We start from the raw sequence: 26,116 nt of genomic DNA on the forward strand, positions 1-26,116 counted from the left end.
TGGACATTCAGGCAACCCCGAAGAAGGAATGGAAATAGTGATCGACCAGAAGGATCGCGAACAGCGCCATCAGGTAGATCACGGAATAGTGGAAGAACGCCATCGGCAGCTGCTCGCTGCGGCTGATCATCAGCGCGATCGCATAGCCGAGGAAGCCGGCATTGAGCACCAGGCTGCCGGCCAGGTAGACCCATCCGCTCATCCCGGTCAGGAACGGCAGCAGGGTGACCAGGACCAGGAAGATCGAGTAGAACAGGATCTGCCAGCGGGTGAACGGAACCCCGTGGGTCACCGGCAGCATCGGCAGGCCGACGCCGGCGTAGTCTTCGCGCCGGTAGATCGCCAGCGCCCAGAAATGCGGCGGTGTCCAGACGAAGATGATCAGGAACAGGATCAGCGCGTAGGCGTGCACCTCGCCGGTGACCGCGACCCAGCCCAGGACAGGGGGTGCCGCACCCGCGGCCCCGCCGATGACGATGTTCTGCGACGTGGCGCGCTTGAGCCAGACGGTGTAGATCAGGGCGTAGCCGATCAGGCTGAAGAAGGTCAGCACCGCGGTCAGCCAGTTGACGCCGACGACCAGCATGACCATGGAGATCACGGCCAGGGCCAGCGCGAAGGCGACGACCTCGCCCTCGGTCAGCGCGCGATTCGGTAGCGGCCGGTGCCGTGTCCGCGTCATCCGCGCGTCGATCCGTCGGTCGAGCAGGTGGTTCAGGGCGGCCGCCGACGCGGCCGCGAGCCCGATGCCGAGGCTGCCAAGGACCAGCGGTTGCAGGGGGATCATGCCGGGGGTGGCCAGCGCCATGCCGACGACCGCGGTGAACACGATCAGGGCGACGACCTTGAGCTTGCAGAGCCCGAGAAACGCGGACAGCTTGCGGGTCGCGGCCGACATCGATCAGACGGTCGGTCGGCGGCTGCGATGAAGCAGGAAGATCAGGCTGGCCAGAAGCAGGGCGGCCACGCCGTTGTGGGCGACCGCGTTCGGCAGCGGAAGCGCGCCGATCACGTTGTAGACACCCAGCGCGACCTGCACGGCGAGCACGGCCAGCATCACGGCGGCCGGACGGCGCAGGTCCTCGACCCGCACCAGACGGGCGAACAGCCAGCCCAGTACCCCGATCACGACCAGGGCCCACAGGCGGTGGGCGAGATGGATCGCCACCCGCGCGTGCTGGTCGAGCACGCCGCCCTCGTAGTCCACGCCGACGCCGCGCCACAGGCGGAACCCTTCGCTGAAGTCGGTTCGGGGCCACCACGACCCGGTGCAGGTCGGAAAATCGGGGCAGGCCAGGGCCGCGTAGTTCGTGCTGACCCAGCCGCCGAGCAGGATCTGGATCACCACCACCGCGAACCCGAACCAGATCCAGCGGTGTTCGGCCCGCGCCGGCAGGCTGGGCGGCGGTGAAGCGTTCGACGACACCTTCAGGGCCAGCCAGACCAGCAGCGAGAAGGTCGCCATGCCGCCGGCGAGGTGTGCGGTGACGATGGCCGGCTTGAGCAACAGGGTCACCGTCCACATGCCGAGCAGGCCCTGGAAGATCACCAGCGCCAGCAGCGCGCTGGGCAGGGCGACCGGCTGGGACGGGTCGCGGCGATTCCGCCAGGCCATCACGGCCATGACCAGGATCAGGAAACCGAGCAATGCCGCGATGTAGCGATGTGCCATCTCGCGGAAGGCCTTGCCCGAGTCCACGGCGCGCGACGCCGAGAACTCGTCGAACGCGCTCGTCGCCGACTCGATGTGTTCCGGCGTCTTCGGCCAGGTGACCATGCCGTAGCAGCCCGGCCAGTCCGGGCAGCCGAGTCCGGCGTCGGTCAGGCGCACCCAGGCGCCGGCGACGATCACGATCAGGGCGAGCCCGGTCGCGAACCAGGCGAGGCGGCGGAACATCGTCATTTCAGTCTCGAACGGTCCAGGTCAACAGGCGGCGGAGATCCTTGCGGATTCCGGTCGGATCGGCCCCGAGGCCGAAGCGCTCCATTATATTTCCCTCGGGATCAACGATGTAGAAACCGCCGTCCGCGGCGCCCGGAAAGGTCTGCCGGAGCTCGTCGGCGCCGGGTCCCGCGACAATCCGGAACGTCGGATCCAGCGCACGGATCCGCTCCACGACGTCGGCTTCCGGTGCAACGGCGACGACCAGCAGCAACGCGATGTCGGGCACGTGCCGGTTCTGGCCGGCGCGGATCTGGCGCATCAGGTAGGCCCGTTCCTCGCAGGCCGCGTCGCAACCGCGAGGCTCGACCTGGACCAGGATCCAGCGGTCGCGCAGGTCGGCTGCCTCCAGCCGGTCCCCGCCCTCGGTGCGGAGTTCGAAGGCGGGCAGGGCAACCACTGGATCGAGCAGCTCGCCGTGCGAGCGTTCGGGCGCCGGCTCCCAGTCGATCCAGCGCGAATTCAGCAGCACTGCGACCACGATCGGCGCCAGGAAGAGCGCGAAGAGCAGGATCAGCGTGAGTCGAGCCTTCATGTCGTCGGTTTCCTCGTGGTCGCGCGTCGGCGGGCGCGCAGGGTGAGAACAATCCAGATGGCGGCAACCACGGCGGCCATCAACCCCCACTGGACGGCGTAGCCGATGTGGCGTTCGGGCCCGAAGGTGACCACCGGCCAGTCCGCGCCGGTCAGGTGCCCCGGGTGGGCGGGATCCAGCTGCACGATCTGCGGCAGCAGCGCGTCGCCGAACACCGCGCGCAACGGGCCGTCGGCGTGGTAGGTGAGCAGGTTCGGCCAGTCGTCGGGATCCAGTGGAGCGGTTTCGCCGAGCCGCAGGCCGACCTCGGGCGGATCGACCAGCAGGCCCGCGATGCGCTCGGTCGGCGGCGCGACCGGGTCGGGGCGCGGCGCGCTGCGGTCGGGCCAGGCGGCCCATCCGCGATCGACCAGCACGATCCGGCCATCGTCCAGGACCCACGGCGTCAGCACGTGCACGCCCGGTTGGCGGTTGAAGACGCGATTGTCCAGCAGCACCTGGCGGTCGCCGTCGAAGCGTCCGCGCCCCGCGACCCGGGTCGGCGTGGCCGTCGCAGGGTCGAGCTCCGCCAGAGGGCGGGTCGGCGCGTCGGCGACCTCCGCCAGCCGTGCGCGCTTGTCGTCGGCTCGATCGAGCTGCCAGGTCATCAGCCACAGGCAGGCGCCGACCACGAACGCGGCGGCGATGTGCGGGACCAGCGCCCGGACGGTCGATCGAACGAAGGCGCCGTTCGATGGCCCGGCATTGTCCCGTCCGCGCCGTGGAGTTGTCATTCGCCCGACGTCCAGCGGGTACGATACGGGGGTCTCGAATCCGGACCTTCCGTCGTGCTGATCAAGATCATCATCCTCGCCTTCATGGGGGCCATACTCTACAGCCTGGCCTCGAGCTTCTACTTCCTCGTCAACGACAAGGGTGAAGGCGACCGCACCGTGCGCAGGCTCACCTGGCGAATCGGCCTGTCGCTGCTGCTCGTGATCGGGCTTTGGGTAGGCTTCAAGCTGGGCTGGATCGAACCGACCGGGGTCGATCCGGTGCGCTACACGACGCCGCCTGGCGGCTGAGGGCGGGCCGTGATCACCGCGGGACCGGGGCGGTCCCGCGGCGGGGCGATTCAACCGAGGACGGAAAGGACGTGCTCGGCGCTGGAGACCCGGAATTCGCCCGGAGCCTCGACCAGCACCTGATCGACCACGCCGTCGCGGACGATCAGCGCGAAGCGCTGGGACCGCAGGCCCATGCCGAACGCGCGTCCGTCCATTTCCAGGCCGAGCGCCTGGGCAAAATCGCCGTTGCCGTCGGCGGCCATGACGATCCGGTTCTCGTCGCCTTCCTCGACGCCCGCGGCCTTGCCCCAGGCATCCATCACGAAGATATCGTTGACCGCCATGCAGACGATGCGGTCGGCGCCGGCCGCGCGCAGCGCGTCGGCGTGCTCGATGAAGCCGGGGAGGTGCTTGGCCGAGCAGGTCGGCGTGAACGCTCCGGGTACGGAAAACAGCACCGTGGTGCCTTCGCCCATCAGTTCGGCCGCGTCGATCGGCGTGGGGCCGGATTCGCCCATGATCGTGAGCTGCGCCTGCGGGAGGCGCTCGCCTTGTGCAATCGTCATCGGGATCAGCCCCCGAGGGCTTCGTTGACGGCGTTCAGCAGCTGCTTCTTGTCGACCGGCTTGGTCAGGTAGGCGCTGGCGCCCTGGCGGAGGCCCCAGATGCGGTCGGTTTCCTGGTTCTTCGTGGTCACGAAGATGATGGGGATGTCGGCGGTGTCCTTGTTCTTCGAGATCTTCCGGGTGGCCTGGAAGCCGTTCAGGCCCGGCATCACCACGTCCATCAGGATCAGGTCCGGCTTGTTGGCCGTGGCCGCTTCGACGCCCTCTTCTCCGCTGCTGGCCGTGATCACCTCATGCCCCTGTTCCTCGACGATCTTCGACAGCGTGTACAGGTGCGTGTCGGAGTCGTCGACAATCAGAATCTTGGCCATCGTTTTTCCCTTTGAATGAGTGCCTGGAGAGCCGAAACTATACTACAAAATCCGCGCCGGCCACCACGCCCCGGGTGCTCAGGCCTCGTGCCCGATGCGCACCAAGACCCGCCCCAGCGAGCCGCCGGACAAGGCGTTGTCGAACCACGGCGTCATCTCGTCGAGGCCGACTTCGCGCGCCTCGATGAGGTCGAGACGGGCCGGTTTCCAGTCGCCGGCGAGCCGGTCCCAGATCCGCTCGCGGATCCGGTACGCACAGCCCGAGGAGTTGATGCCCAGCAGGCTGACGCCGCGGATGATGAAGGGCATGACCGTGGTCTTCACGCCGATGCCGCCGGCCATGCCGCAGGACGCGATGTTGCCCCAGGGGTGGATCACCCGGGTCAGGCCCGAAAGCATGTCGCCGCCGACGTTGTCGATCGCGCCGGCCCATCTCGACGAGTCCATCGGTTTTTCGCTCCAGTGCAGGTCCTTGCGGGAGATGCACTGTGTCGCGCCGAGCTCGCGCAGGCGGTCGAACTGCTCGACCTTGCCCGAGATGGCGTGGGCTTCGTAGCCTGCGCGCGTGAGCAGGTCCAGCGCGATCGATCCGACGCCGCCGGTGGCGCCGGTGACCACGACCGGGCCCATGTCCGGCGTCTGGCCGCTGGCTTCCATCCGCCACAGGCAGAGGGCGGCGGTGAACCCGGCGGTGCCGAGGACCATGGCTTCACGGAGGGTCAGGCCCTCGGGCTTCGGGACCAGCCATTCGGAAGGCACCCGCAGATACTCGGAATAGCCGCCGTCGCGGGTCTCCGACAGGTCGCAGCCGGTGATCAGCACCTCCTCGCCGGGGTCGAAGCGATCGGAATCGCTCCGGACCACGGTGCCAGCGGCGTCGATGCCGCCGTTGAGCGGGAACCTGCGCAGGATCCGGCCCTTGCCGGTCGCGGCCAGCGCGTCCTTGTAGTTGATGCTCGAATACGCGACGCGGATGACCACGTCGCCTTCGCTCTGGTCGTCGATCGACTGCTCGACGATCTCCGAGCGGTAGCCGTCCTCGTCGTCGAAGATGCGGAAGGCGCGGAAGGTGTCGGGAATCTCGTTGCTCATTGCAGGGGCTCGGTCATTCGATCGGGGTCGTGCAAGCGTAACGGGTATCGACCCGTGGTTGCAGTGCCATGACGAGGTTGAAAAAAGACTGACCGCAGATGAACGCAGATGAACGCAGATAACCGCGGATGAAGAAATCCAGTTCCTGAGGCGTGTGCCCCGGCCCCGCTTTCCGCTCGGCGTTGGAGCTGCGTGAACGAACGCAGGCACACCTTCGGCATCGCCTTCAGGAGTTGGAGGATCGGCCGGGTCCGCTACGGGGTCTCACTGATTCGATCCGCGTTCATCTGCGGCCATGACTTTTTTCATCGGATGATGCGGACAAGAAAAGGCCCGGCACAGTGGCCGGGCCCCTGGATTTCGCCGCTGCGGCGTGATCAGTTCGCCTTGTGGATCGCCCGCTTGTCGACCGCCAGGGCGGCTTCGTGGACCGCCTCCGACAGGGTCGGGTGGGCGTGGACGATGCGGGCGAGGTCTTCGGCCGCGCCATGGAACTCCATCGTCACGACGACTTCGCCGATCAGCTCCGACGCGTTGGCGCCGACGATCTGGCAGCCCAGCAACTCGTCGGTTTCGGCGTCGGCGAGGATCTTGACCTGGCCCGAGGCATTGCCCATCGCCAGGCCGCGGCCGGTCGCGGCGAAGGGGAAGCTGCCGGAGCGATACTCGATGCCGGCGTCCTTCAGTTCCGCTTCGGTCTTGCCGACCCAGGCGATTTCCGGATCGGTGTAGATCACCCAGGGAATGGTTTCGAGGTTGATGTGACCGGACTGACCGGCCAGCGTCTCGGCCACGGCGATGCCTTCCTCGGACGCCTTGTGTGCCAGCATCGGGCCGCGGACCAGGTCGCCGATGGCCCAGACACCGTCTGCCGAGGTGCGGCAGTGACCGTCGACTTCGACCTGGCCCCGGTCCGTGAGCTTCACGCCGCTGTCGTCGGACACCAGGCCATCGGAGGCGGCGCGGCGTCCCACGGCGACCAGAAGCTTGTCGAACACTTCCGTGTGCTCGTCCTTGCCGTCCGAATAGGTGACCGACACCTTCCCGTCCTCGACCTTCGCACCGCTGACCTTGCAGCCCATGCGGATGTCCAGACCCTGCTTCTTGAACTCGCGCTGGGCGATCCTGGCCATGTCGCGGTCGATCACCGGCAGGAAGTCGTCCACGGCTTCGAGCAGCACCACGTCGCTGCCCAGGCGGCGCCAGACGCTGCCCATTTCCAGCCCGATCACGCCGGCGCCGATCACGCCAAAACGCTCGGGCACCTCGGGAATCTCGAGCGCGCCGACGTTGTCGAGGATGTATTCGTTGTCGACCTCGACATTGGGGATCGAGAAGGGCACCGAGCCGGCCGCCAGCACGATGTGCTTGGCCGTCGCGGTGTACTTGTCACCGTCGTTCGGCGTGACCTCGACCTGGCGGTCGGCGAACAGCTTGCCGCGGCCGTTGACGAAGTCGATCTTGTTGGCCTTGAACAGCTGGATCAGGCCGCTGTTCAGCTGCTTGACCACCTTGCGCTTGCGGTCGAGCATCTTGTCCACGTCGATCGAGACGTCTCCGGTGGAGATGCCGTGCTCGGTGTAGTCGTGCTGGATGTGGTGGAAGTGCTTCGACGAATCGAGCAGCGCCTTGGACGGAATGCAGCCCACGTTGAGGCAGGTGCCGCCCGGCGCCGGCTTGCCGTCGTCGCCCTTGCGGTCGTCGATCAGCAGGGTCTTCAGGCCCAGCTGTGCGGTCCGGATGGCTCCGGCATAGCCGCCGGGGCCGCCACCGATGAAGATCACGTCGAATTGGTTGTCGGACATGGCGATTTCGTCTCTGTTCTATTGTCGGGCGGCGCCGAGCGCCGCAGGCGAAGCGAGCTTCATGTTCGAGGGATGAGGGGACAGGGACGAGGGGCTAGTAGGACCCGCGGATTTTTCATCGTCTCTACCAGCCCCTTTCCCCTAGCCCCTGGTCCTTAGTCCCTGGCCCCTGCAGTTCAGAGTCCGAGCAGCAAGCGGGCCGGGTCTTCCAGCGCTTCCTTGATCGCGACCAGGAACTGAACCGCATCCTTGCCGTCGATGATCCGGTGGTCGTAGGAAAGCGCGATGTACATCATCGGGCGAACCACGATCTCGCCGTCGATCGCCACCGGCCGTTCCTTGATCGTGTGCATGCCGAGAATCGCGCTCTGCGGGGCGTTCAGCAGCGGGGTGGACAGCAGGGAGCCGAACACGCCGCCGTTGGTGATCGAGAAGGTGCCGCCCTGCAGGTCCTCGAGCTCGATCTTGCCGGCCCGCGCCTTTTCGGCGTAATGGGCGATCTGGCGTTCGATCTCGGCCAGGCTGAGCTGACCGGCATTGCGCAGCACCGGCACCATCAGGCCGCGGTCGGTCGAGACCGCGATGCCGACGTCCTGGTAGCCGTGGTAGACGATCTCGTCGCCTTCGACCGCGGCATTGACCACCGGGTGCTTGTCCAGCGCCTCGCAGGCGGCCTTGACGAAGAACGACATGAAGCCGAGCTTGACGCCGTGCTTCTTCTGGAACGCGTCCTTGTACTTCGAGCGGATCTGCATGACCTCGTGCAGGTCCACCTCGTTGAAGGAGGTCAGGATGGCCGCGGTGTTCTGCGCTTCCTTCATGCGCTCGGCGATGCGCGCGCGCAGGCGCGACATCTTGACCCGCTCGACCGGGCGGGGTCCGCCGCCGGACAGGTGGCTGAGCACGTCGCCCTTGGTGATCCGCCCGCCGCGGCCGCTGCCGGAAATCTCGGACGGGTCGACCCGGTTCTCGTCGACCAGCTTGCGGACCGAGGGCGCCAGCTTGCTCGTGTCGGCACCGCCCCCGGAATCCGACCGGGAATCCGTTCCGGCCTCCGAACCGGACCCGCCGTCGCCCTTCGTGCCGTCGGCCGACGACCGATCGGCGTGCTCACCGGCGTCCTTGTCGTCGCCGGACGCGGCCTGCTCGTCCTCGGTCTCTTCGGGCGCGTCGTCGGCGACTTCGCCTTCCTCGATCCTTCCCAGCACCTGGTCGGCGGTCACGGTCTCGCCTTCTTCGGCATCGATCGCCTCGAGGACGCCATCGGCCGGCGCCGGGACTTCCAGCACCACCTTGTCGGTTTCGAGGTCGACCAGGTTTTCGTCGCGTCGGACCGTGTCGCCGGCCTTCTTGTGCCACTTGGCGACCGTGGCGTCCGAAACCGACTCGGGAAGGGTGGGGACCTTGACTTCAGTGCTCATGGTGAATCCTTGGAAAAAGTCTGGATGGACGTTGCTTACGAATCGAGGCCCAGGGCATCCCGGACCAGGCGTTCCTGCTGCTCGACGTGGACCTGGTAGTAGCCGACCGCCGGCGACGCGGACGCGGCCCGGCCGGCGTAGTCGAGCTGCTGGTCGTCGCGCACGCAGGCCTGCAGATGGTGACGGATCTGGAACCAGGCGCCCTGGTTCATCGGCTCTTCCTGGCACCAGATGACCTGGCCGGCCTTCCTGTAGCGTTCGATGATCCCCGTCAGTTCCTCGCGCGGGAACGGATAGAGCTGTTCGACCCGGACCAGCGCGACGTTGTCCAGGTCACGTTCGGCCTCGTCCCTGGCCTTGGCCAGGTCGAAGTACACCTTGCCGGCGCAGAACACGACCCGCTCGACCTTGTCCGGGTCCGGCCCGGCGGGGTCGTCGATGACCAGCTGGAAACCGCCGCTGGCCAGGTCGTCGAGTGACGACACGGACTGCTTGTGGCGCAGCAGGCTCTTCGGCGTCATGACGACCAGCGGCTTGCGGTAGGGCCGGACGATCTGGCGACGGATCAGATGGAACCACTGGGCCGGAAGGGTCGGCACACAGACCTGGATGTTGTTGTCCGAGCACAGCTGCATGAATCGCTCGAGGCGAGCGGAGGAGTGCTCCGGTCCCTGTCCCTCGTAGCCGTGCGGGAGAAACATGACCAGGCCGCAGAGCCGGCCCCACTTGGCCTCGCCGGAGGTGATGAACTGGTCGATCACGACCTGAGCGCCGTTGACGAAATCGCCGAACTGCGCTTCCCAGATCACCAGCGTGCCGGGGTCGGCGGTCGCGAAGCCGTACTCGAAGGCCAGCACGGCCTCTTCGCTGAGCAGCGAGTCGATTACCGCGACCCGATCCGGATCGTCGGTGAGCTCGGCCAGCGGCGTGATCGAGCGGCCGTCTTCCTGGTTGAACAGCACCGCGTGGCGGTGGAAGAACGTGCCGCGGCCCGAGTCCTGGCCGACCAGGCGGAGGCCGGTCCCGTCGTCGATCAGGCCGGCGTAGGCCGCGGTCTCGGCGAAGCCCCAGTCCAGCGGCACTTCACCGGCCGCCATCTTGCGGCGCTGCTCGATGATGCGGTCGACCTGCTTGTGCAGGGTGAACCCTTCGGGCAGGGTGGTCAGTCGTTCCGACAGGGTCCGGATCCGTTCGACCGGCATCGAGGTATCGGCCTCGGTGCGCCAGTCGTTGCCGATGTAGGGCGACCAGTCGACCGTGGTCAGCGCATCGCCGTCATCGACCAGTTCGACCACCGGCTGCCCGGCATCGAGCCGGTCGCGGTAGTCCTTCTGCCAGGAGTCCAGCTCCTTGCGGCCGACCAGGCCGTCGCCGATCAGGGCGGCCGAGTACTGGTTGAACACCGAATCCAGGCTGCGGATCGCGTCGTACATCCGCGGCTGGGTCGCGGCCGGTTCGTCGGCTTCGTTGTGCCCCAGGCGACGGTAGCAGACGAGATCGATGATCACGTCCTTCTTGAATTCGCGGCGGAAGTCGGCCGCCACGCGGGTGACGAACAGCACCGCTTCCGGGTCGTCGGCATTGACGTGGAAGATCGGCGCCTGGACCATCTTGGCGACTTCGGTGCAGTACAAGGTCGAGCGCGCGTCCAGCGGGTTGCTGGTGGTGAATCCGATCTGGTTGTTGACCACCACGTGCAGCGTGCCGCCGACCTTGAAGCCGCGGGCCTGCGACATGTTGAACAGCTCCATGTTCACGCCCTGGCCGGCCAGAGCGGCGTCGCCGTGGATCAGCACCGGGAGGACCTGTTCGAAGTTCTGGTCGTCGAGACGGTTCTGCCGGGCCCGGGCGCTGCCGGCGACCACCGGATTGACGATCTCGAGGTGCGACGGGTTGAACGCAAGCGCGAGGTGCATCACGCCGCCGGGCGTCCGCACGTCGGAAGAGAACCCCATGTGGTACTTGACGTCGCCGGAGCGGGCCGGGTCGTCGTGCTGGATCTTGCCCTCGAATTCCGCGAACAGGTCGCCGGGCGACTTTCCGAGGATGTTGACCAGCACGTTCAGACGGCCGCGATGGGCCATGCCGATGACCATTTCCCGAATCCCCTGGCTGCCCGTGTGGCGGATCAGGGTGTCGAGCAGCGGAATGAGGCTTTCGCCGCCTTCCAGGGAAAAGCGCTTCTGGCCCACGTAGCGCGAGTGCAGGTACTTCTCCAGCCCTTCCGCCGCGCCCAGCTTCTCGAGCAGGCGCTTGCGGTCCTCGGCCGGCAATTCGTAGCGGCCGCGGGTCCGCTCCAGGCGCTGCTGCAGCCAGCGGCGCTGGTTGGTGTCGGTGATGTGCATGTACTCGACGCCGACCGTGCCGCAGTAGGTCTCCTGGCAGATCGCGACGATCTCCGACAGCGGCAGGCGGTCGGGGGCGGCCAGGCTGCCGGTGTGGAACGTGGTGCCGTTGTCGGCTTCCGACAGGCTGTGGAATTCAAGGTCGAGGTCCGGCACCTTCGGCCGCTGACTCAGGCCCAGGGGGTCGAGGCGGGCGCGCTGGTGGCCCCGGACCCGGTAGGCGTTGATCATTCTCAGCACGCCGGCCTGCTTGAAATCCTCGGCCGCTACCGGGGCGCCGCCGCGCGCCATTTCCTCGGCCAGGTCCTCGAAGCGAGCTTCGATCAGGCGGTGGCGCGTATCGTCCTCCGCGCCGTCGAGCAGCTCGGAGAAGGTGTCACGCCAGTGGTCCGGGACCGACCCCGGATCGTCGAGCCAGGCCTCGTAGAGTTCTTCCACGAAGGCAGCATTCAGACCGGACAGGTGGGACGTCCGGTATTTCTGCTCCAGTGTTTCGGTCATGAGTCGGAGAAGGGCGCTGATCGCGTCACGCGGACAAGTCGAAAAGTATAACGCCTGCGGCCCGCGAACAGGGCCCCCGGCGCCATCGCGGCCGCTTGGCCACGGGGTTCACGACGACGGGCGGACGAGCTCGTTCTGTTCGATCAGCTGCTCGAGCACCGCGCGCGCTTCCTCGTCGTCCGGAAGCTGCTCGATCCGGCCGTTCCGGCACAGCTGCCGCGCGAAGTCCGAGGGACAGCTCCACTGCTGGCCGTTGACGAACAGCAGTCCCGTATCGCTCCAGGCCAGGCGTGTTCCCGGCCGGAAGGTCAGCGGCGGTTCCAGGCCCAGGTCGTCTTCGTCGTCTTCGTCCTCGGGAGACCACTGGCGGTAGGCGGTCAGGGTCTGGCCCAACCAGGCGATCAGCGCGTCGTCGTCGAGCTGGATCGCCTGAGCGAGCAGCCGCCGGGCGTGCTGCAGCAGGGTCTGGTCGATCCGCTCGGCGCGCTCCGTGTCGAATTTCAACGGGTTGAGCCGCGGCAGCCGGCCCTCGTGCTCGCCGAGGTAGGCGGCGAGTTCGGCCAGCAGCTCGGCCGACGACGGCGCACGCAGGCCGACCGACCAGGTCTGGCAGGTCTGCTGGGCGATGCCGTGGTGGGCGATGCCCGCCGGGACGTAGAGGACGTCCCCGGGCTCGGCGATGCAGTGGACCTCGGCCTTGAACTTGCGCAGCACGGCAAGCTCGAAGTCCTCGTTCAGGTCGGGCTGGAAGCTGCCGGCCAGTTCCCAGCGACGCGTTCCCGCCGCCTGGACGAGGAACACGTCGTAGGCGTCGACATGCGGCCCGACCGAGCCGCCGGGGCCGGCCTGGCTGACCATGATGTCGTCGAGCAGCCAGTTGGGCAGGAAGTCGAAGGCCTCGAGCAGCTCCGCGACCTGGGCGAACTTCTTGTCCATGTCCTGGACCAGGACCGACTGGTAGGGCCGGTCCAGCTGCGCCAGGTCGTCCTCGCCGAAGGGGCCGTATTCCAGCGCCCAGTCGAGATTCTCGAAGGACCCGGTGACCAGGCGGGAGGCCAGCTCCTCGTCGGCCGCCGCACGCTGGATCTGGTCCAGGCCGAGCGCTGCGGGCTTCAGCCAGCCGCGGATCAGCAGCGGCTTGCGCTGCCAGAACTCGTCGAGGAAGCGGCGCGCCTCGAAGTCCTCCCATTCGGCCAGCGTGATCGGTTTCACGTGTACTGCTCGATCGCCCGGGCCATGGCCGCGGCGTTGCCGGTGTAGTCGGCCGGCCGCAGGGCCAGCAAGCGGTCGCGTTCGTCGTCGGGCAACGCCAGCGACTCGATGAATGCGCGCACCTGCTCGCCGTCGATCCGTTGTCCACGGGTCAGCGCCTTGAGCTTCTCGTAGGGCTGCTCGATGCCGTGCACGCGCATGACAGTCTGGATGGCTTCGGCCAGCACTTCCCAGGCGCGGTCGATGTCCTCGCCGATCCTGGACGGGTCGGGCTCGATCCGGTCCAGGCCGCGCTCGATCGAACGCCAGGCCAGGAGGCAGTAGCCGAGCGCGCTGCCGATCGACCGCTGGACCGTCGAATCGGTCAGGTCGCGCTGCCAGCGCGAGACCGGCAGTTTGGTCGCCAGGTGGTCGAGCAGGGCGTTGGCCAGGCCGAGGTTGCCCTCGCCGTTCTCGAAATCGATCGGATTGACCTTGTGCGGCATCGTCGACGAGCCGATCTCGCCCTCGACCGTCTTCTGCGCGTAGTAGCCGAGCGAAATGTAGGCCCAGGTATCGCGGGCGAAGTCCAGCAGCACGGTATTGATGCGGACCAGCGCGTGGGCGGCCTCGGCAATCATGTCGTGCGGTTCGATCTGCGTGGTGTAGGGGTTCCAGACCAGGCCCAGGTCCTCGACGAAGCGCTGGGCCAGTGCCGGCCAGTCGAGGTCCGGGCAGGCGGCGATATGGGCATTGAAGTTGCCGACCGCCCCGTTGATCTTGCCGGTGATGTCGACCCGGGCCAGGCCGCGGCGCTGGCGACGCAGCCGGAACACCACGTTGGCGAGTTCCTTGCCCAGCGTGGTCGGCGATGCGCTCTGTCCGTGGGTGCGCGAGAGCATCGCGAGGTCGGCGTGGTCGATCGCCAGCGCGGCCAGGCGGTGGTCGAGGTCGGCCAGCACCGGATCGAGCACGTTGACCAGCGCGTCGCGCAGCATCAGGCCGTAGGCGAGGTTGTTGATGTCTTCGGACGTGCAGGCGAAATGCACGAACTCGCTGCGTTCGGCCAGCGCCGGACGTTCGGCGAAGCGATCCTTGATCCAGTACTCGACCGCCTTGACGTCGTGATTGGTGGTCCGCTCGATCGCCTTGATCGCCGCGGCGTCTTCATCGTCGAAGGTCTCGGCCAGTCGGTCGATGTAGGCGGCGTCGTCGGCCGACAGCTTCGCCAGCGGCTCGAAGTCGTCGCAGTCGGCCAGGTGGCGGAACCAGCGCAGTTCGACGAGCACGCGGTGGCGGATGAGGCCGGCCTCCGAGAACAGGTCGGCCAGCGGGCCGAGGCGGGCGGCGTAGCGGCCGTCGAGCGGCGACAGCGCGGTCAGGGTGTTGGAATCCATGGAATGAGGCCGGGTCGAGCCGGTCGTCGGGCCGGGGCGAGGATTCTACCGTCCCCGGGCGGGCTCCGCTGTGTCCGGTGAGGGGGCCCCGGACTGCGGCCGCGGCCCCGCGTCGATGCCCCCGTCGACGGCGGGTGGCGGCTCGGGCGGCGGCAGCGGAAGGAGGGGATCGAGCTCGGTCACGCGCAGCAGCACACCGAAGCGCTCGCTGTCGAAATACTCCCAGCGGTCCGGACGGATCACGCGAGACTGGCGCAGGCGGTGGACTCGCCAGCCGTCGGCGCTGCCGGCATCGTTCGGTGCGAGCCGCATCGAGTCCACGCCCGGGCGAAGCTCGCCCAGGCGCCGGACCGGTGTCTGCCAGTGCAGGTCGAGTTCGGCGTGCAGGAACTGGCGGCGGACCAGCGCCAGCGATCCGTCCAGGCGGAACGCCGGGCCCGTCCGCGCGCTGCCCTCCGGGGGCACGAGCCGTTCGTTCGAATCGATCGCCGCGTTGCGCCGATCGACCGGGCTACGGACCGGCGATTCCGCTTCGCGTGCCACGCGGTCCGGGTTCGTTGGCGGGACCGGCCGGCGATCGACGACGACATCGTCATGGACCCGGATCGGGCCGGGCCGTCGCGGCCGTCCGGCCGGCTGCAGCCAGGCCAGCGCGGTGACCGGCTCGAACTCGCCGCTGTCGGCGACGCGCTCTCGCAGCTCGGCCAGGCCGGCCGGCAAGGGCTCGAGCGCGGCGAACATCGCGGGTCGGGTCAGGGTGCGGTAGGCCTCGTCCGGAGTTCCCGCATCGGAGTCGTCCTCGCTCTCGTCCAGCGCGACCCGACCGGTGCGTTCGGCCAGCGGCTGCGGGATCGGGACGCCGGGCGCGGCAAGCGCCGACCAGGCGGGGGCCAGAAGGGGCCCGGCCTCGGCCACGACGCGGGGATCGAGCGCGCCGTCGAAGCGCCCGGGGGCGTCGACGGGCCAGTCGTCGGAGCGGCCGTCCACCGGCTCGACGACCAGCACCTCGACCCGGTATTCGGTGGGCGCATCGTTCGACTGGGCGCGCGCCTCGCCGATCGGCAGGCTGCCGGCGAGGGAGGCGACCACCAGCGCGGCGGAAAAGGCGGCTCGGCTCATGCGGCGGAGTGTACTGGATCGCCGCCGGCCGGTCGCAGCCGCTCGATCAGGTCTTCGGCCACGCCGATCCGGTCTTCCAGTGCTTCGAATTCGCCGTGGATGCGCAAGCGGTCCGAGTCCGGCAGGGAGTAGCTGTGGGCCTCCTTCTGGATCATCCGGATCAGCTCGGCCATGTCGATCTTCGGTTTCGGCAGGAACGCGACGCGGCCGCCGGCCGGGCCCACTTCGAGCTTGCGGATGCCGAGTTCCCGAGCCTGCAGCCGCAGCTCGGCGGCGGTGAACAAGTGCTTGACGGGGTCGGGCAACAGGCCGAAGCGGTCGATCATCTCCACCTGCAGGTCGTGCAGGTCTTCGGCCTTCTTCGCCTGGGCGATGCGCTTGTAGAGCACCAGGCGCTGGTGGACGTCGGGGAGGTAGTCGTCGGGAATCAGCGCGGAGGTGTGCAGGTCCACCTCCGAGGCGATATCGACCGGCTCGTCCAGGTCCGGTTCGATGCCGGCCTTCAGCGCCTCGACGGTGCGATCCAGCAGCTCGGAGTAGAGCTGGAAGCCGATCGCCTCGATCTGGCCGGACTGGTCCTCGCCGAGCAGCTCGCCGGCGCCGCGAATCTCGAGATCGTGGGTGGCCAGCGTGAAGCCCGCGCCGAGCTCCTCGAGCGACTGGATGGCCTCGAGGCGCTTGCGCGCGTCGCGCGTCAGGGAGCGCTGCGGCGGCGTGATCAGGTAGGCATAGGCCAGGTGGTGCGATCGGCCGACGCGGCCGCGCAGCTGGTGCAGCTGGGCCAGGCCGAACTTGTCGGCGCGGTTGATGATGATGGTGTTGGCGGTCGGGACGTCGATGCCGTTCTCGATGATCGTGCTGGCGATCAGCAGGTTGATGCGGCGCGCGTAGAAGTCGCGCATGGTCCGTTCCATCTCGCCCGGCGGCATCTGGCCGTGGGCGATGCCGATGCGCGCGCGCGGGAACATCTTCTGCAGGTCGTCGGCGATCCTCGGCTGGGTCTTCAGGTCGTTGTGCAGGAAATACACCTGCCCGCCGCGCTGGAACTCGCGGCTGACCGCGTCCCGGATCGTCCCGCTGTCCCATTCCGACACGAAGGTCCGTACCGCCATCCGGCGCGACGGCGGCGTGGCGATGATCGACAGTTCGCGCAGGCCGGTCATGGACATGTTCAGCGTTCGCGGGATCGGCGTGGCGGTCAGCGTCAGCAGGTCGACCTCGGCGCGCAGCTTCTTCAGCTGCTCCTTCTGGCGTACCCCGAAGCGCTGCTCCTCGTCGACCACGACCAGTCCAAGGTCCTTGAACCGGACGTCGCCCTGCAGCAGGCGGTGGGTGCCGATGACGATGTCGATCGACCCGTCGGCCAGGCCGGCCAGGGTGGCGTCGGTCTGCTTCTTGCCGCCGGTCCGCGACAGCAGGGCGACGTTGACGGGCCAGTCGGCGAAGCGGTCGGCGAAGGTTCGGTGGTGCTGTTCGGACAGCAGCGTGGTCGGCGCGAGCAGGGCGACCTGGCGCCCGGCGTCGGTGACCGCGAAGGCCGCCCGCAGCGCGACCTCGGTCTTGCCGAAGCCGACGTCGCCGCAGACCACCCGGTCCATCGGGCGGGCCGCGCGCAGATCGGCCAGGACCGCGTCGATCGCGGCCTGCTGGTCGTCCGTTTCCTCGTACTCGAAGCCGGCCGCGAAGCGCGCGTACAGGCCGCGATCGAACTCGGCGGCCCGGCCTTCGCGCGCGGCGCGCCGGGCCTGGAGATTCAGCAGTTCGGCGGCGACGTCGCGAACTTTTTCCGCGGCCTTGCGCCGCGTCTTCTTCCAGCGATCCGATCCGAGCTGGTTCAGGGTCACGTGCTCGGGATCGGCCCCCGTGTATCGGCTGACCAGGTGCAGGTCGGTCACGGGCACGTAGAGCTTGTCGCTGCCGGCGTATTCGAGGGTCAGGAACTCGCCGCGCGTGTCGCCGACGTCGAGCACCTCCAGGCCGATGTAGCGGCCGATGCCGTGCTCCAGGTGCACGACCAGGGCGCCGGGCTGGAGGTCGGCCAGGCTGCGGACCAGGCTCTCCGGATCCTGGCCCGAACGACGGTCGCGCTGCACGGTCCGCGTATGTCCCGGAAACAGTTCGGCCTCGGTCAGCACCGTCAGGCCGGCCTCGGGCAGGCGGCAGCCGCCGGAGAAGGGCAGCACCGCCAGGGCAAGGCGGGGGGCGCTTTCGTCGGCGCTGACGAACGCGGCCCAGGACGACAGCAGCTTCGGTTTCAGGCCGATCCGCCGGAGGTTGTCGTGGATGAGTTCGCGTCGGCCCGCCGTGTCGGCGGCCAGGAGGACCCGGTCCGACGCGGCCAGCACCTCGGCCACGGCATCCGGTTCGTGATCCAGATCGAGCTTCGGCGGCTCGGCCACCGCATCCCGGCCCGGCGCCCGGCGCGTGACCTGGACCGCGGCATCCGCCTTCAGCGCGTCGACCAGTTCGCGGGCGTCGAAGAACAGTTCGTGCGGGTCCAGGGCCGGGCGCTCGCGGTCGCTCTGGCGCTGATCGTGCCGGATCGCGACCTGTTCGGCGAATTCGGTGGCGGCATCCTCCACGCCGTCGAGCACGACCAGGCGGTGCTCGGTCGGAAGGTAGTCCAGCAACCCGGCCGTCCCGTCGAAGAACAATGGCAGGTACTGCTCGAGGCCCTGGGCGTGGACGCCGTCGCCGACGTCCTGGTAGGGCGTGGCGTGGCGCAGATCGACATCGAAGCGATTGCGGAAGCGGCGCCGAAAGTCGCTGCGCGCGCTTTCGTCGAAGGGGTACTCGCGGCCCGGCAGCAGGCGCACCGCGTCGAGCTTCCCCGTCGAGCGCTGGGTTTCGGGGTCGAAGGTGCGGATCGACTCGATCTCCGTATCGAACAGCTCCAGCCGGTAGGGCTGCTCGCAGCCCATCGGCCAAAGGTCGAAAACCGCGCCGCGCAGGGCGAACTGGCCCGGCTGCCAGACCTGCTCGGCCAGGGAATAGCCGGCGTCGCCGAGCTGGCCGCGGAAGGAATCGAGGTCGAGGTCCTGGCCGACCCGCAGGTCGATGTTGCGGCCGATCAGCCAGGATTTCGGCGCCAGGCGTTGCATCAGCGCGCTGATCGGCGCGATCACGATGCCCTCCGTGCGCGCCGGCAGCGCGGTCAGCACCTCGAGCCGCCGCGAGATCAGGTCCGGGTGCGGCGAGTAGAGGTCGTAGGGCAGGATCTCGAGGTCGGGAAACAGCTCGGCCCGCGGGCCGTCGAGCAGGTTCAGGTCGTCGCGCAGGCGCCGCGCGGCGTAGCCGTCGGCCGCCGCCACGAGGACCGGGCCGCCGGCCCGTCGAGCAAAGGCCGAAAGCGCCAGCGCGAGGCCCAGCCCGTCCAGGGCCGGCCATTGGCTGCGGTCGCCCGAGGCGGCGCGGGGCGGAGCGAGCGGATGGAAGCGGCTGGACATGCGGGAAGGGTGATCCGGGTCGAAGGCAGAAGGGCGGCTATTCTAGCGACAGGGTCCGGCGTCCCGGTGAGCGGCGACGGGGCTGGCGGTTTCGCGAACCCGGTTCCTCCGCGCGAACGCGGTCCGGTATGCTCGGCCGGGGGCGCCATCGCGGCGCGGGTACGGTTCGCACGGAGACTCGTTCAATGACGAATGGCAGCAGCACGGCCCCGGTGGTCGCGATCTCGGGCGCGGGTTCGGGACTGGGCGCGGCGATGGCGAAGACGTTCGCTTCGGCGGGGTACCGGGTGGTGGTCACGGACCAGCACGAGGACCGGGCCCGGCAGGTCGCCGACCGGCTCGACGGTGAAGGCCATTGGGCCTGTGCGATGGATGTCACGGACAGCGCGCAGTGGGCGCGCCTCGACGACGAGATCGGCACCCGCTACGGGCGCCTGGATGTGCTGATCAACAATGCGGGCGTGGCGACCGGCGGGATGCTCGGCGAGACGCCGCTCGACGACTGGACCTGGGTGCTGGACATCGACCTGATGGGCGTGGTGCGCGGCTGCCATCAGTTCGTCGACCGGTTCCGCGGCCAGGGGCACGGGCACATCATCAACGTGGCGTCCTTCGCCGGCCTGGCCGGCGCGCCGGCGATCGCCTCCTACGGCACGGCCAAGGCGGGCGTGATCGCGCTGTCGGAAATGCTTCGCGCCGAGCTGGCGCCGGCCGGCGTCGAGGTCTCGGTGCTGTGCCCGGCCTTCGTGACGACCAAGCTCACCGAAACCATGCGCGCGCCGGACGGCGACTACGCCGAGCGGGTCCAGCGCTGGATGGCCCGGTCCGGGGTCAGCGCGGAGGACGTCGCGGCCGTGGTGTTGTCGGCCGTGCGACGACCGAAGTTCATGCTCCTGACCCATCGCGACACGCGCTGGATGTACCGGCTCAAGCGCTGGTTCCCGGAGCTGTACTTCCGGATCATGATGAAGCAGATGCGCAGGATGATGCCCGAGGCGGGCAAGACCTCCCGCTGATCGGCCGGAGCGGTCCGGGCGCGCCGGCACGTTTCCTTCGCGATCCGCCGGCATCGCATGTGCGGCCCGGTTTCGTGCTGGACGTTCGACCGCGGCCGGCGGTCAACCCAGCTCGGCCAGCCGGTCGGCCTGGTCGGCTTCGGTCAGCGGTTCGATCAGTGCCTCGAGGTCGCCGTCGAGCACGTTCTCCAGGTCGTAGACGGTCAGGCCGATCCGGTGATCGGTGATCCGCCCCTGGGGGAAGTTGTAGGTCCGGATCCGCTCCGAGCGGTCGCCGCTGCCGACCTGCAGGCGCCGCGAACTGGCCTGTTCGGCGCGTTGCTGCTCGCGTTCGGCCTCCAGTAGCCGTGCGCCGAGCAGGGCCAGCGCGCGGGCCTTGTTCTTGTGTTGGGAGCGTTCGTCCTGGCACTCGACCACGATGCCGCTGGGCAGGTGCGTGATGCGGATCGCCGAGTCCGTGGTGTTGACGTGCTGGCCGCCGGCGCCGGAGGAGCGGAAGGTGTCGATGCGCAGGTCGTTGGGATCGACGTCGACCGCATCGACGTCGTCGACTTCCGGCAGGATCGCGACGGTGCAGGCCGAGGTGTGGATTCGGCCCTGCGATTCCGTCGCAGGCACACGCTGCACGCGGTGGGTGCCCGACTCGAACTTGAGCTTCGAATACGCGCCGCGGCCGACGACGCGGACCACGGCTTCGCGCCACCCGCCGGCCTCGCCGGGCTGCGCCGACAGCATCTCGACCCGGAGGCCGTTCCCTTCGGCGTAGCGGGTGTACATCCTGAGGAGGTCGCCGGCGAACAGCGCCGCCTCCTGGCCACCGGTGCCGGCGCGGACTTCCAGGTAGAGATTGCGTTCGTCGTTGGGATCGGCCGGCATGATCAGGCGCCTCAGTTCGCGCTCGTGGGCCGGCCGCTCCTGCTCGACGGCGTCCAGTTCGTCTTCGGCCATGGTGCGCATTTCCGGGTCGTCGAGCAGTCCGCGAGCCTCGGCCTCGCGGTCGTCCAGCGCCTCGAGCGCCCGCCAGGTCTGGACGATGGGCTGCAGGTCGGCGTATTCCTTGCTCAAGCGCCGGAACTCATCGCTGGCGCCGGCCAGTTCGGGGCTGGCCAGCTGGCGTTCGACCTCCTCGAAGCGCTCGACCGCCTGTTCCAACCGGCGGCGCATGCCCGGGCTCACGCGTCGTCTCCCCGCAGCATCAGCCGACGCGCCGCGTCGAGCAGCGGATCGTCGGCGCGCTCGGCGGCTTCGCGCACCGCCGTACTCGGCGGGTGGAGCAGCCGGTTGGTCAGGCGGTGGCCGAACTGCTTCAGCACGTCCTCGGCGTCGCGCCCGGCGGCCAGGTCGCGCAGCGCGCGATCGAGCAGTCGGTCGCGCTCGTCGAAGGCCTGCTCGCGCATGGCCTTGAGCGTGGCGCTGGCCGCGTGCAGGTTCAGCCAGCGATCGAAGGCTTCGGTCTGGCCATCGACGATGGCGCCGGCCTGGTCCAGTGCATCGAGGCGCTGCTGGTGACCGCGCTGGGCGATCTCGCGCAGGTCGTCGATGGTGTAGAGGTAGACATCCTCGAGTTCGCCGATCGACGGCTCGACGTTGCGCGGTACCGAGAGGTCGACCATGAACAGAGGGCGTCGCCGGCGCTTCTCGAGTGCGCGCCGGATCATCGGCTCGGTCACCACCGGCTCGGGGCTGCCGGTGCAGGCAACGACCACGTCGTGGTCCGGTAGCGCGTCGGCCAGGGCATCGAGGCCGATCGCGCGCGCGCCGAACTCCGCGGCCAGTCGATCCGCCCGTTCCGCGCTGCGGTTGGCGATCGTCAGCCGGTTCAGGCCCTTGCCCAGAAAGTGCCGGCAGCAGTCCTCGATCATCTCGCCGGCGCCGACCATCAGCGCGCCGACCCGGCCGACGTCGCCGAAGATCTGGTGCGCGAGCTTCAGGGCCGCGAAAGGCAGGGTCACGGGATTGTGTCCGATGCCCGTCTCGGTCCGGACCAGCTTGGCGGTCTGGAACGCATGCTGGAACAGCCGATCGAGCACCGGGCCCAGCGTGCCGGTCTCGCGCGCCCCGCTCCAGGCGGTCTTGACCTGGCCTGTGATCTGCGGTTCACCGAGCACCATCGAGTCCATGCCGGAGGTCACGCGCAGCAGGTGGGCGACCGCCGGAGACCCCCGCAGGCCGTAGAGGTGTCGGCCCATCGAGCCGGGTGCCGCGCCGTGCCAACGGTGTAGCCAGTCGTCGAGGGCCTGTATGCTAGCCTCGGCGCCGGCGACATAGAGTTCCGTCCGGTTGCAGGTGCTGACGATCGCGCATTCCTCGACACCGTCGACGGCGTGCAGCGCGGTCAGGGCGTCGTCGAGGCGGTCCGGCACGAACGCGAGGCGCTCGCGAACCGCGACCGGCGCCGTTTGATGACTCAGCCCGAGGGCAAGAAGCGACATGCGCGAACCAGGTTCGGACAAACCACTCATTTTCGACGTTCGACGAGAGCAAATCAAGAAAACGACGGGGATTCCGCGCGACAGCCGCCTGCCCGGGGTCCTCACTGCCCGCTTCGCGCGGCGTGCGTCCCGGCCGCAGGGAGGCCTGCGGGGGCTCTGGGGGTCGTTGGTGCCGGCGCTGGTCCTGCTGGCGGGATGCGCCGGCACGGCCGAGCGGCCGCTCTCTTCGTCCGGACCGGACGATCCGCAGGCCGCGGCATCGAGCACCGAGGGGGACGTCGCGATCCGATCCCTGCTGGCCGATGCACGGCAGGCGCAGGACCTGGGGGACGCGGCGACGGCGCTGGATCTCTATCTCGAGGCGATGGTGCTGTCCGAGCGCATCGAGATCGCCGAACAGGCGACCCGGGTCGCGGCGCAGCTGGGGGACTGGCCGGCGGTCGACCGCGCGGCCCGGCGCTGGCTGGAACTGGACCCGGACGCCGCGCCGCCGCATCACTTCCTGATTCTCGGGGCGTTCCGGCAGGACGATCTCGACGCCGCGGGCCAGCGTCTCGGTCAGTTCATCGAGCGCAGTCCGGGCAACCCGTCGACCTGGGGCACGGTGACCGCGCTGCTTCCGTCGGCGCCGTCGCCGTCGGCGGCCGAGGCCATCCTCGATGCGCTGCTGCAGCGCCATGCGCCGGTCGACGATCCGGCCTTCGCCGATCTCCAGCGCAGCCGCCTGCAGGTGCAGCTCGATCGCTTGCCCGAGGCAATGAACTACGCCGATCGTGCCTTCGAGGCCCAACCTTCCGCCGCCGCCGCGATGTGGGCGGGGCGCCTGGCCGAGGCGCTGGGCGAGGTCGAGGGGGCGCGCGCACGCTTCGCGGCGGCACGGCAGCTGGCCGAAGATCCGGTGGGCCCCGGCCTGGCGGAGGTCGAGCTGCTACGCGCCGAAGGGCGACGTGAAGAGGCGCTGGCGGTACTCGCCGAGCTGCCACCGTCGGTCGAGGTGCTCTATGCGCGGGTCCTGGTCGAGCACCAGCTGGGTCGCAAGGACCGCGCGCGCGAACACTGGCACGAGCTGGCCGAATTGTCCGACGACGCCGGGGCCGACGGCGCCGGGGTCGGCGACCCGGACCAGGCGGCCTGGCTGACGGCCCTGGCGGCCGAGGCGATCGGACTGAACGAGGCGGCGATCGACTGGTTCGATCGCGTCCGGGGTCCGGCCCGCCCCGATGCGGACCTGCGTCGGGCGGCGTTGCTCGGCGAGCAGGGCGAGATGGACCGGGCCTCGGACCTGTTCGCCGCGGTCCGCGCCCTGCCGGACCCGCGCCGGGCCGAACAGGCCTGGCTGATCGAGACCGAGCTCCTGCTCCAGCAGGGCCGCGGCGACGAGGCGCTGGCGATGTTCAGCGATGCCCTGGCCGAGACGCCCGGCAGCGCCGCGCTGCTCTACGGGCGGGCAATGGCCGCGGTCCGCCTCGACCGGCTCGAACTGGCCGAGCAGGACCTCCGCACGCTGATCCAGCGCGAGCCGGACAACGCCCTCGCGCTCAACGCACTGGGCTACACGCTGTCGGACCGGACCGACCGGCAGCGAGAGGCCTATCGGCTGATCGAGCGCGCGCTCGCGATCGATCCCGAAAACCCCGCCATCCTCGATTCGATGGGCTGGGTGCTGTTCAAGCTCGGCCGCGCCGAGCAGGCGGCACCCTATCTCGAGCGGGCCGCGACCGCCGAACTCAACGCCGAGATCGTCGCCCACCTGGTCGAGGTCCTCTGGGCGCTGGAACGCTACGACGAAGCGCGCGTCTGGATCGAGCGCGGCCGGGCGGAATTTCCGGACGACCCGCTGTTCGTCGCCACGCTCGAGCGGGTCGGCGTCGACTCATGAGCACGGTCGCTGCTTCGGGGGGGGCGATGAACAGTGCAGGGAACCGCAGGGCGGCGGCCGTCGCCTTCGCCTTCCTTCTCGCGCTGGCGGGCTGCGCCACGGTTCGCGAGGCCCGCGAGGAGGGTGCCTGGCTCGACGAGCGCGAGCGCTGGCTGGCGGCCCACCCGGTGTGGTCCGTTTCCGGCCGGCTCGGCCTGTCCGACGGCGAGCGCGGCGGCAGCCTGGCCTTCGACTGGTCCGCCGACGGCGAACGCCACCGGGTCCACCTGCGAACGCTCGCCGGCGGCCAGCAATGGCGCCTGGATTTCGGCCCCGATGGTGCCCGGCTGGTCGGAAGCGATCTCGAGGAATGGCACGGTCCGGATGCGGACCGCCTGGTCCGCGAGGCGACCGGCTGGCCGATTCCCGTGCGCTGGATGAGGCGCTGGCTGGTCGGGCTGCCGGCGCCCGACCGCGCCGCGCTTCGCTACGCCGAGGACGGTACGCTGGCCGCCCTGACGATCGACGACTGGGCGCTGGACTTCCAGCGCTTGTCGGTTCCGCCCGGCTACTCGGTGCTGATGCCGGCCCGGATCGAGGCGCGCCATCCCCCGTACCGCATCCGCGCCGCGCTGAGCGGGTGGTCCTTCGAGCGGCCCGTGCCGTCGGGTGGAAACCCGGCCGAAAAGGCGCCGACCGGTCGCGCGCCGGAAGCCGAGCCGCTATAATCCGCCGCGTCCGGACGCCACAGGTTCACGGCACTCGACAGGGACGTCGCCAAGTTGGTTAAGGCACGGGGTTTTGATCCCCGCATTCGCAGGTTCGAGTCCTGCCGTCCCTGCCATTTCTCGAAACCGAACAGCCGAATCCGAACAGGGAGCGGAGCGTTGAGCACTTCGTCCAGCACGTCCTCGAACACACCGTCGCTGATGGTGTTCACCGGCAACGCCAACCCGGAGCTCGCTCACGCCGTGGCTCGCCATCTCGGGGTCCCGATGGGCAAGGCCAACGTCGGGCGGTTCAGCGACGGCGAGGTGATGGTCGAGATCGTCGAAAACGTCCGGGCCCGGGACATCTTCGTGATCCAGCCGACCTGCAACCCGACGGCCGAGAACTTCATGGAGCTTCTGGTCATGATCGACGCGCTCAAGCGCGCGTCGGCGGGCCGCGTCACCGCGATCATTCCCTACTTCGGCTACGCCCGGCAGGACCGCCGGCCCCGCTCCACGCGGGTGCCGATCACGGCCAAGGTCGCGGCCAAGATGATCGGTGTGGTCGGCACCGACCGCGTCGTCACCGTCGACCTGCATGCGGACCAGATCCAGGGGTTCTTCGATATCCCGGTCGACAACGTCTACGCTTCGCCGCTGACCCTCGCCGACATCTGGAAGCACTACGGCAACGACGACATGATCGTGGTCTCGCCCGACGTCGGCGGCGTGGTGCGGGCCCGCGCCATCGCCAAGCGGCTCGATGCGGACCTGGCGATCATCGACAAGCGTCGCCCGCGGGCCAACGAGGCCACGGTGATGAACCTGATCGGCGACGTCGGCGGCAAGACCTGCGTGCTGGTCGACGACATGATCGACACCGCCGGCACGCTGTGCGCCGCGGCCGGCGCGCTGAAGGACGAGGGCGCGAAGAAGGTCGTCGCCTACTGCGTGCATCCGGTGCTCTCGGGGCGCGCGATCGACAACATCTCGAATTCCAGGCTCGACGAGATCGTCGTGACCGACACGATCCCGCTGTCCGAGGCCGCCTTCGAGTGCGGACGCGTCCGGCAGCTTTCCGTGGCCCAGATGCTCGCCGAGACGATCCGTCGCATGGCCGAGGGCGAGTCGGTCAGTTCCCTCTACGTCGACTGAGCCGAGTCGCGCTCGGCACGACGGGTCGGGGCCGCGGATTCCTCCGCCCCGCTCGCGGGCCCCGTGCGAGGCGAAGCGCTCACCCCGGGCCAGCCGCCGAGGTGTAATTCGCCGTACGGGTCTGCTACGCTCTGGGCGATGATGTCACCCCGGTCTGCAGCGCTCCTT

21 protein-coding genes and 1 tRNA gene are annotated in these 26,116 nt (G+C 69.0%); 6 read left to right on the top strand and 16 right to left on the bottom strand.

From position 1 onward, the window contains the following. Positions 1–7: 7 nt before the first annotated feature. Genes cyoE through KUV67_10895 form a run of 4 tightly spaced genes read right to left on the bottom strand, consistent with a single transcriptional unit; the run spans position 8 to position 3,250 of the window. Positions 8–898, bottom strand: a complete 891-nt coding sequence (cyoE, locus tag KUV67_10880; protein ID MBY6205387.1) for a heme o synthase — start codon at positions 896–898, stop codon at positions 8–10. Between the two features lie 3 nt (positions 899–901). Then, a complete protein-coding gene (locus KUV67_10885; protein ID MBY6205388.1) occupies positions 902–1,903 on the bottom strand; it encodes a COX15/CtaA family protein in 1,002 nt (333 codons plus the stop codon). A gap of 1 nt (position 1,904) precedes the next feature. Continuing rightward, positions 1,905–2,477, bottom strand: coding sequence for a hypothetical protein (locus KUV67_10890; protein ID MBY6205389.1), 573 nt, complete (start codon positions 2,475–2,477; stop codon positions 1,905–1,907). After that, positions 2,474–3,250 carry an SURF1 family protein gene (locus KUV67_10895; GenBank protein ID MBY6205390.1) on the bottom strand — a complete coding sequence of 259 codons (777 nt, stop codon included), beginning with the start codon at positions 3,248–3,250 and terminating at the stop codon, positions 2,474–2,476. The genes KUV67_10890 and KUV67_10895 overlap by 4 nt, the downstream gene beginning before the upstream one ends. A gap of 54 nt (positions 3,251–3,304) precedes the next feature. Between KUV67_10895 and KUV67_10900 the strand changes: the two genes are divergently transcribed. Beyond that, positions 3,305–3,541, top strand: coding sequence for a twin transmembrane helix small protein (locus KUV67_10900; GenBank protein MBY6205391.1), 237 nt, complete (start codon positions 3,305–3,307; stop codon positions 3,539–3,541). A 50-nt stretch (positions 3,542–3,591) separates the two neighbouring features. Here KUV67_10900 and KUV67_10905 read toward each other — a convergent pair whose 3' ends face one another. From KUV67_10905 to mfd, 10 genes are all read right to left on the bottom strand, one after another. Continuing rightward, entirely contained in the window at positions 3,592–4,089 is a 498-nt protein-coding gene (locus KUV67_10905; GenBank protein MBY6205392.1) for a peroxiredoxin, read from the bottom strand. A gap of 5 nt (positions 4,090–4,094) precedes the next feature. Then, positions 4,095–4,460: a response regulator gene (locus KUV67_10910; protein MBY6205393.1), complete on the bottom strand. Its 366-nt coding sequence runs from the start codon at positions 4,458–4,460 to the stop codon at positions 4,095–4,097. Positions 4,461–4,538: 78 nt separating this feature from the next. Further along, positions 4,539–5,552, bottom strand: a complete 1,014-nt coding sequence (locus tag KUV67_10915) for a YhdH/YhfP family quinone oxidoreductase (GenBank protein MBY6205394.1) — start codon at positions 5,550–5,552, stop codon at positions 4,539–4,541. Positions 5,553–5,929: 377 nt separating this feature from the next. Beyond that, a complete protein-coding gene (gene lpdA / locus KUV67_10920; GenBank protein MBY6205395.1) occupies positions 5,930–7,357 on the bottom strand; it encodes a dihydrolipoyl dehydrogenase in 1,428 nt (475 codons plus the stop codon). 176 nt (positions 7,358–7,533) lie between these two features. Next, positions 7,534–8,778 carry a dihydrolipoyllysine-residue succinyltransferase gene (gene sucB, locus KUV67_10925; GenBank protein ID MBY6205396.1) on the bottom strand — a complete coding sequence of 415 codons (1,245 nt, stop codon included), beginning with the start codon at positions 8,776–8,778 and terminating at the stop codon, positions 7,534–7,536. 35 nt (positions 8,779–8,813) lie between these two features. After that, complete coding sequence (locus KUV67_10930; protein MBY6205397.1) at positions 8,814–11,624, bottom strand: 2-oxoglutarate dehydrogenase E1 component; 2,811 nt, start codon at positions 11,622–11,624, stop codon at positions 8,814–8,816. Between the two features lie 108 nt (positions 11,625–11,732). Continuing rightward, positions 11,733–12,836, bottom strand: a complete 1,104-nt coding sequence (locus KUV67_10935; protein ID MBY6205398.1) for a cupin domain-containing protein — start codon at positions 12,834–12,836, stop codon at positions 11,733–11,735. Continuing rightward, the gene (purB, locus tag KUV67_10940; GenBank protein MBY6205399.1) at positions 12,833–14,212 is read right to left on the bottom strand and encodes an adenylosuccinate lyase; all 1,380 of its coding nucleotides are present in this window, start codon (positions 14,210–14,212) and stop codon (positions 12,833–12,835) included. Before purB ends, KUV67_10935 begins: the two co-directional genes overlap by 4 nt. A gap of 45 nt (positions 14,213–14,257) precedes the next feature. Beyond that, positions 14,258–15,331, bottom strand: a complete 1,074-nt coding sequence (locus KUV67_10945) for a peptidoglycan binding protein CsiV (protein ID MBY6205400.1) — start codon at positions 15,329–15,331, stop codon at positions 14,258–14,260. Further along, positions 15,328–18,777 (bottom strand): transcription-repair coupling factor, encoded by a 3,450-nt coding sequence (gene mfd, locus KUV67_10950; protein MBY6205401.1) that lies wholly within the window; start codon positions 18,775–18,777, stop codon positions 15,328–15,330. Before mfd ends, KUV67_10945 begins: the two co-directional genes overlap by 4 nt. Before the next feature lie 185 nt (positions 18,778–18,962). Between mfd and KUV67_10955 the strand changes: the two genes are divergently transcribed. Further along, positions 18,963–19,793, top strand: a complete 831-nt coding sequence (locus KUV67_10955) for an SDR family NAD(P)-dependent oxidoreductase (GenBank protein MBY6205402.1) — start codon at positions 18,963–18,965, stop codon at positions 19,791–19,793. Positions 19,794–19,895: 102 nt separating this feature from the next. On the opposite strand, the gene prfA is transcribed toward KUV67_10955, so the two are convergent. Then, a complete protein-coding gene (gene prfA / locus KUV67_10960; protein MBY6205403.1) occupies positions 19,896–20,969 on the bottom strand; it encodes a peptide chain release factor 1 in 1,074 nt (357 codons plus the stop codon). Next, positions 20,966–22,225: a glutamyl-tRNA reductase gene (gene hemA / locus KUV67_10965; protein ID MBY6205404.1), complete on the bottom strand. Its 1,260-nt coding sequence runs from the start codon at positions 22,223–22,225 to the stop codon at positions 20,966–20,968. The genes prfA and hemA overlap by 4 nt, the downstream gene beginning before the upstream one ends. Before the next feature lie 169 nt (positions 22,226–22,394). Between hemA and KUV67_10970 the strand changes: the two genes are divergently transcribed. From KUV67_10970 to KUV67_10985, 4 genes are all read left to right on the top strand, one after another. Beyond that, the gene (locus tag KUV67_10970) at positions 22,395–24,104 is read left to right on the top strand and encodes a tetratricopeptide repeat protein (GenBank protein MBY6205405.1); all 1,710 of its coding nucleotides are present in this window, start codon (positions 22,395–22,397) and stop codon (positions 24,102–24,104) included. Beyond that, positions 24,101–24,811 carry an outer membrane lipoprotein LolB gene (locus KUV67_10975; protein ID MBY6205406.1) on the top strand — a complete coding sequence of 237 codons (711 nt, stop codon included), beginning with the start codon at positions 24,101–24,103 and terminating at the stop codon, positions 24,809–24,811. The genes KUV67_10970 and KUV67_10975 overlap by 4 nt, the downstream gene beginning before the upstream one ends. Positions 24,812–24,850: 39 nt before the next feature. Continuing rightward, a tRNA-Gln gene (locus KUV67_10980) sits at positions 24,851–24,927 on the top strand. Between the two features lie 43 nt (positions 24,928–24,970). Next, the gene (locus KUV67_10985; protein MBY6205407.1) at positions 24,971–25,948 is read left to right on the top strand and encodes a ribose-phosphate diphosphokinase; all 978 of its coding nucleotides are present in this window, start codon (positions 24,971–24,973) and stop codon (positions 25,946–25,948) included. Positions 25,949–26,116: the final 168 nt, after the last annotated feature.

Origin of the sequence: Halomonas denitrificans, from assembly GCA_019800895.1 — a bacterium.
Taxonomy (GTDB): domain Bacteria; phylum Pseudomonadota; class Gammaproteobacteria; order Xanthomonadales; family Wenzhouxiangellaceae.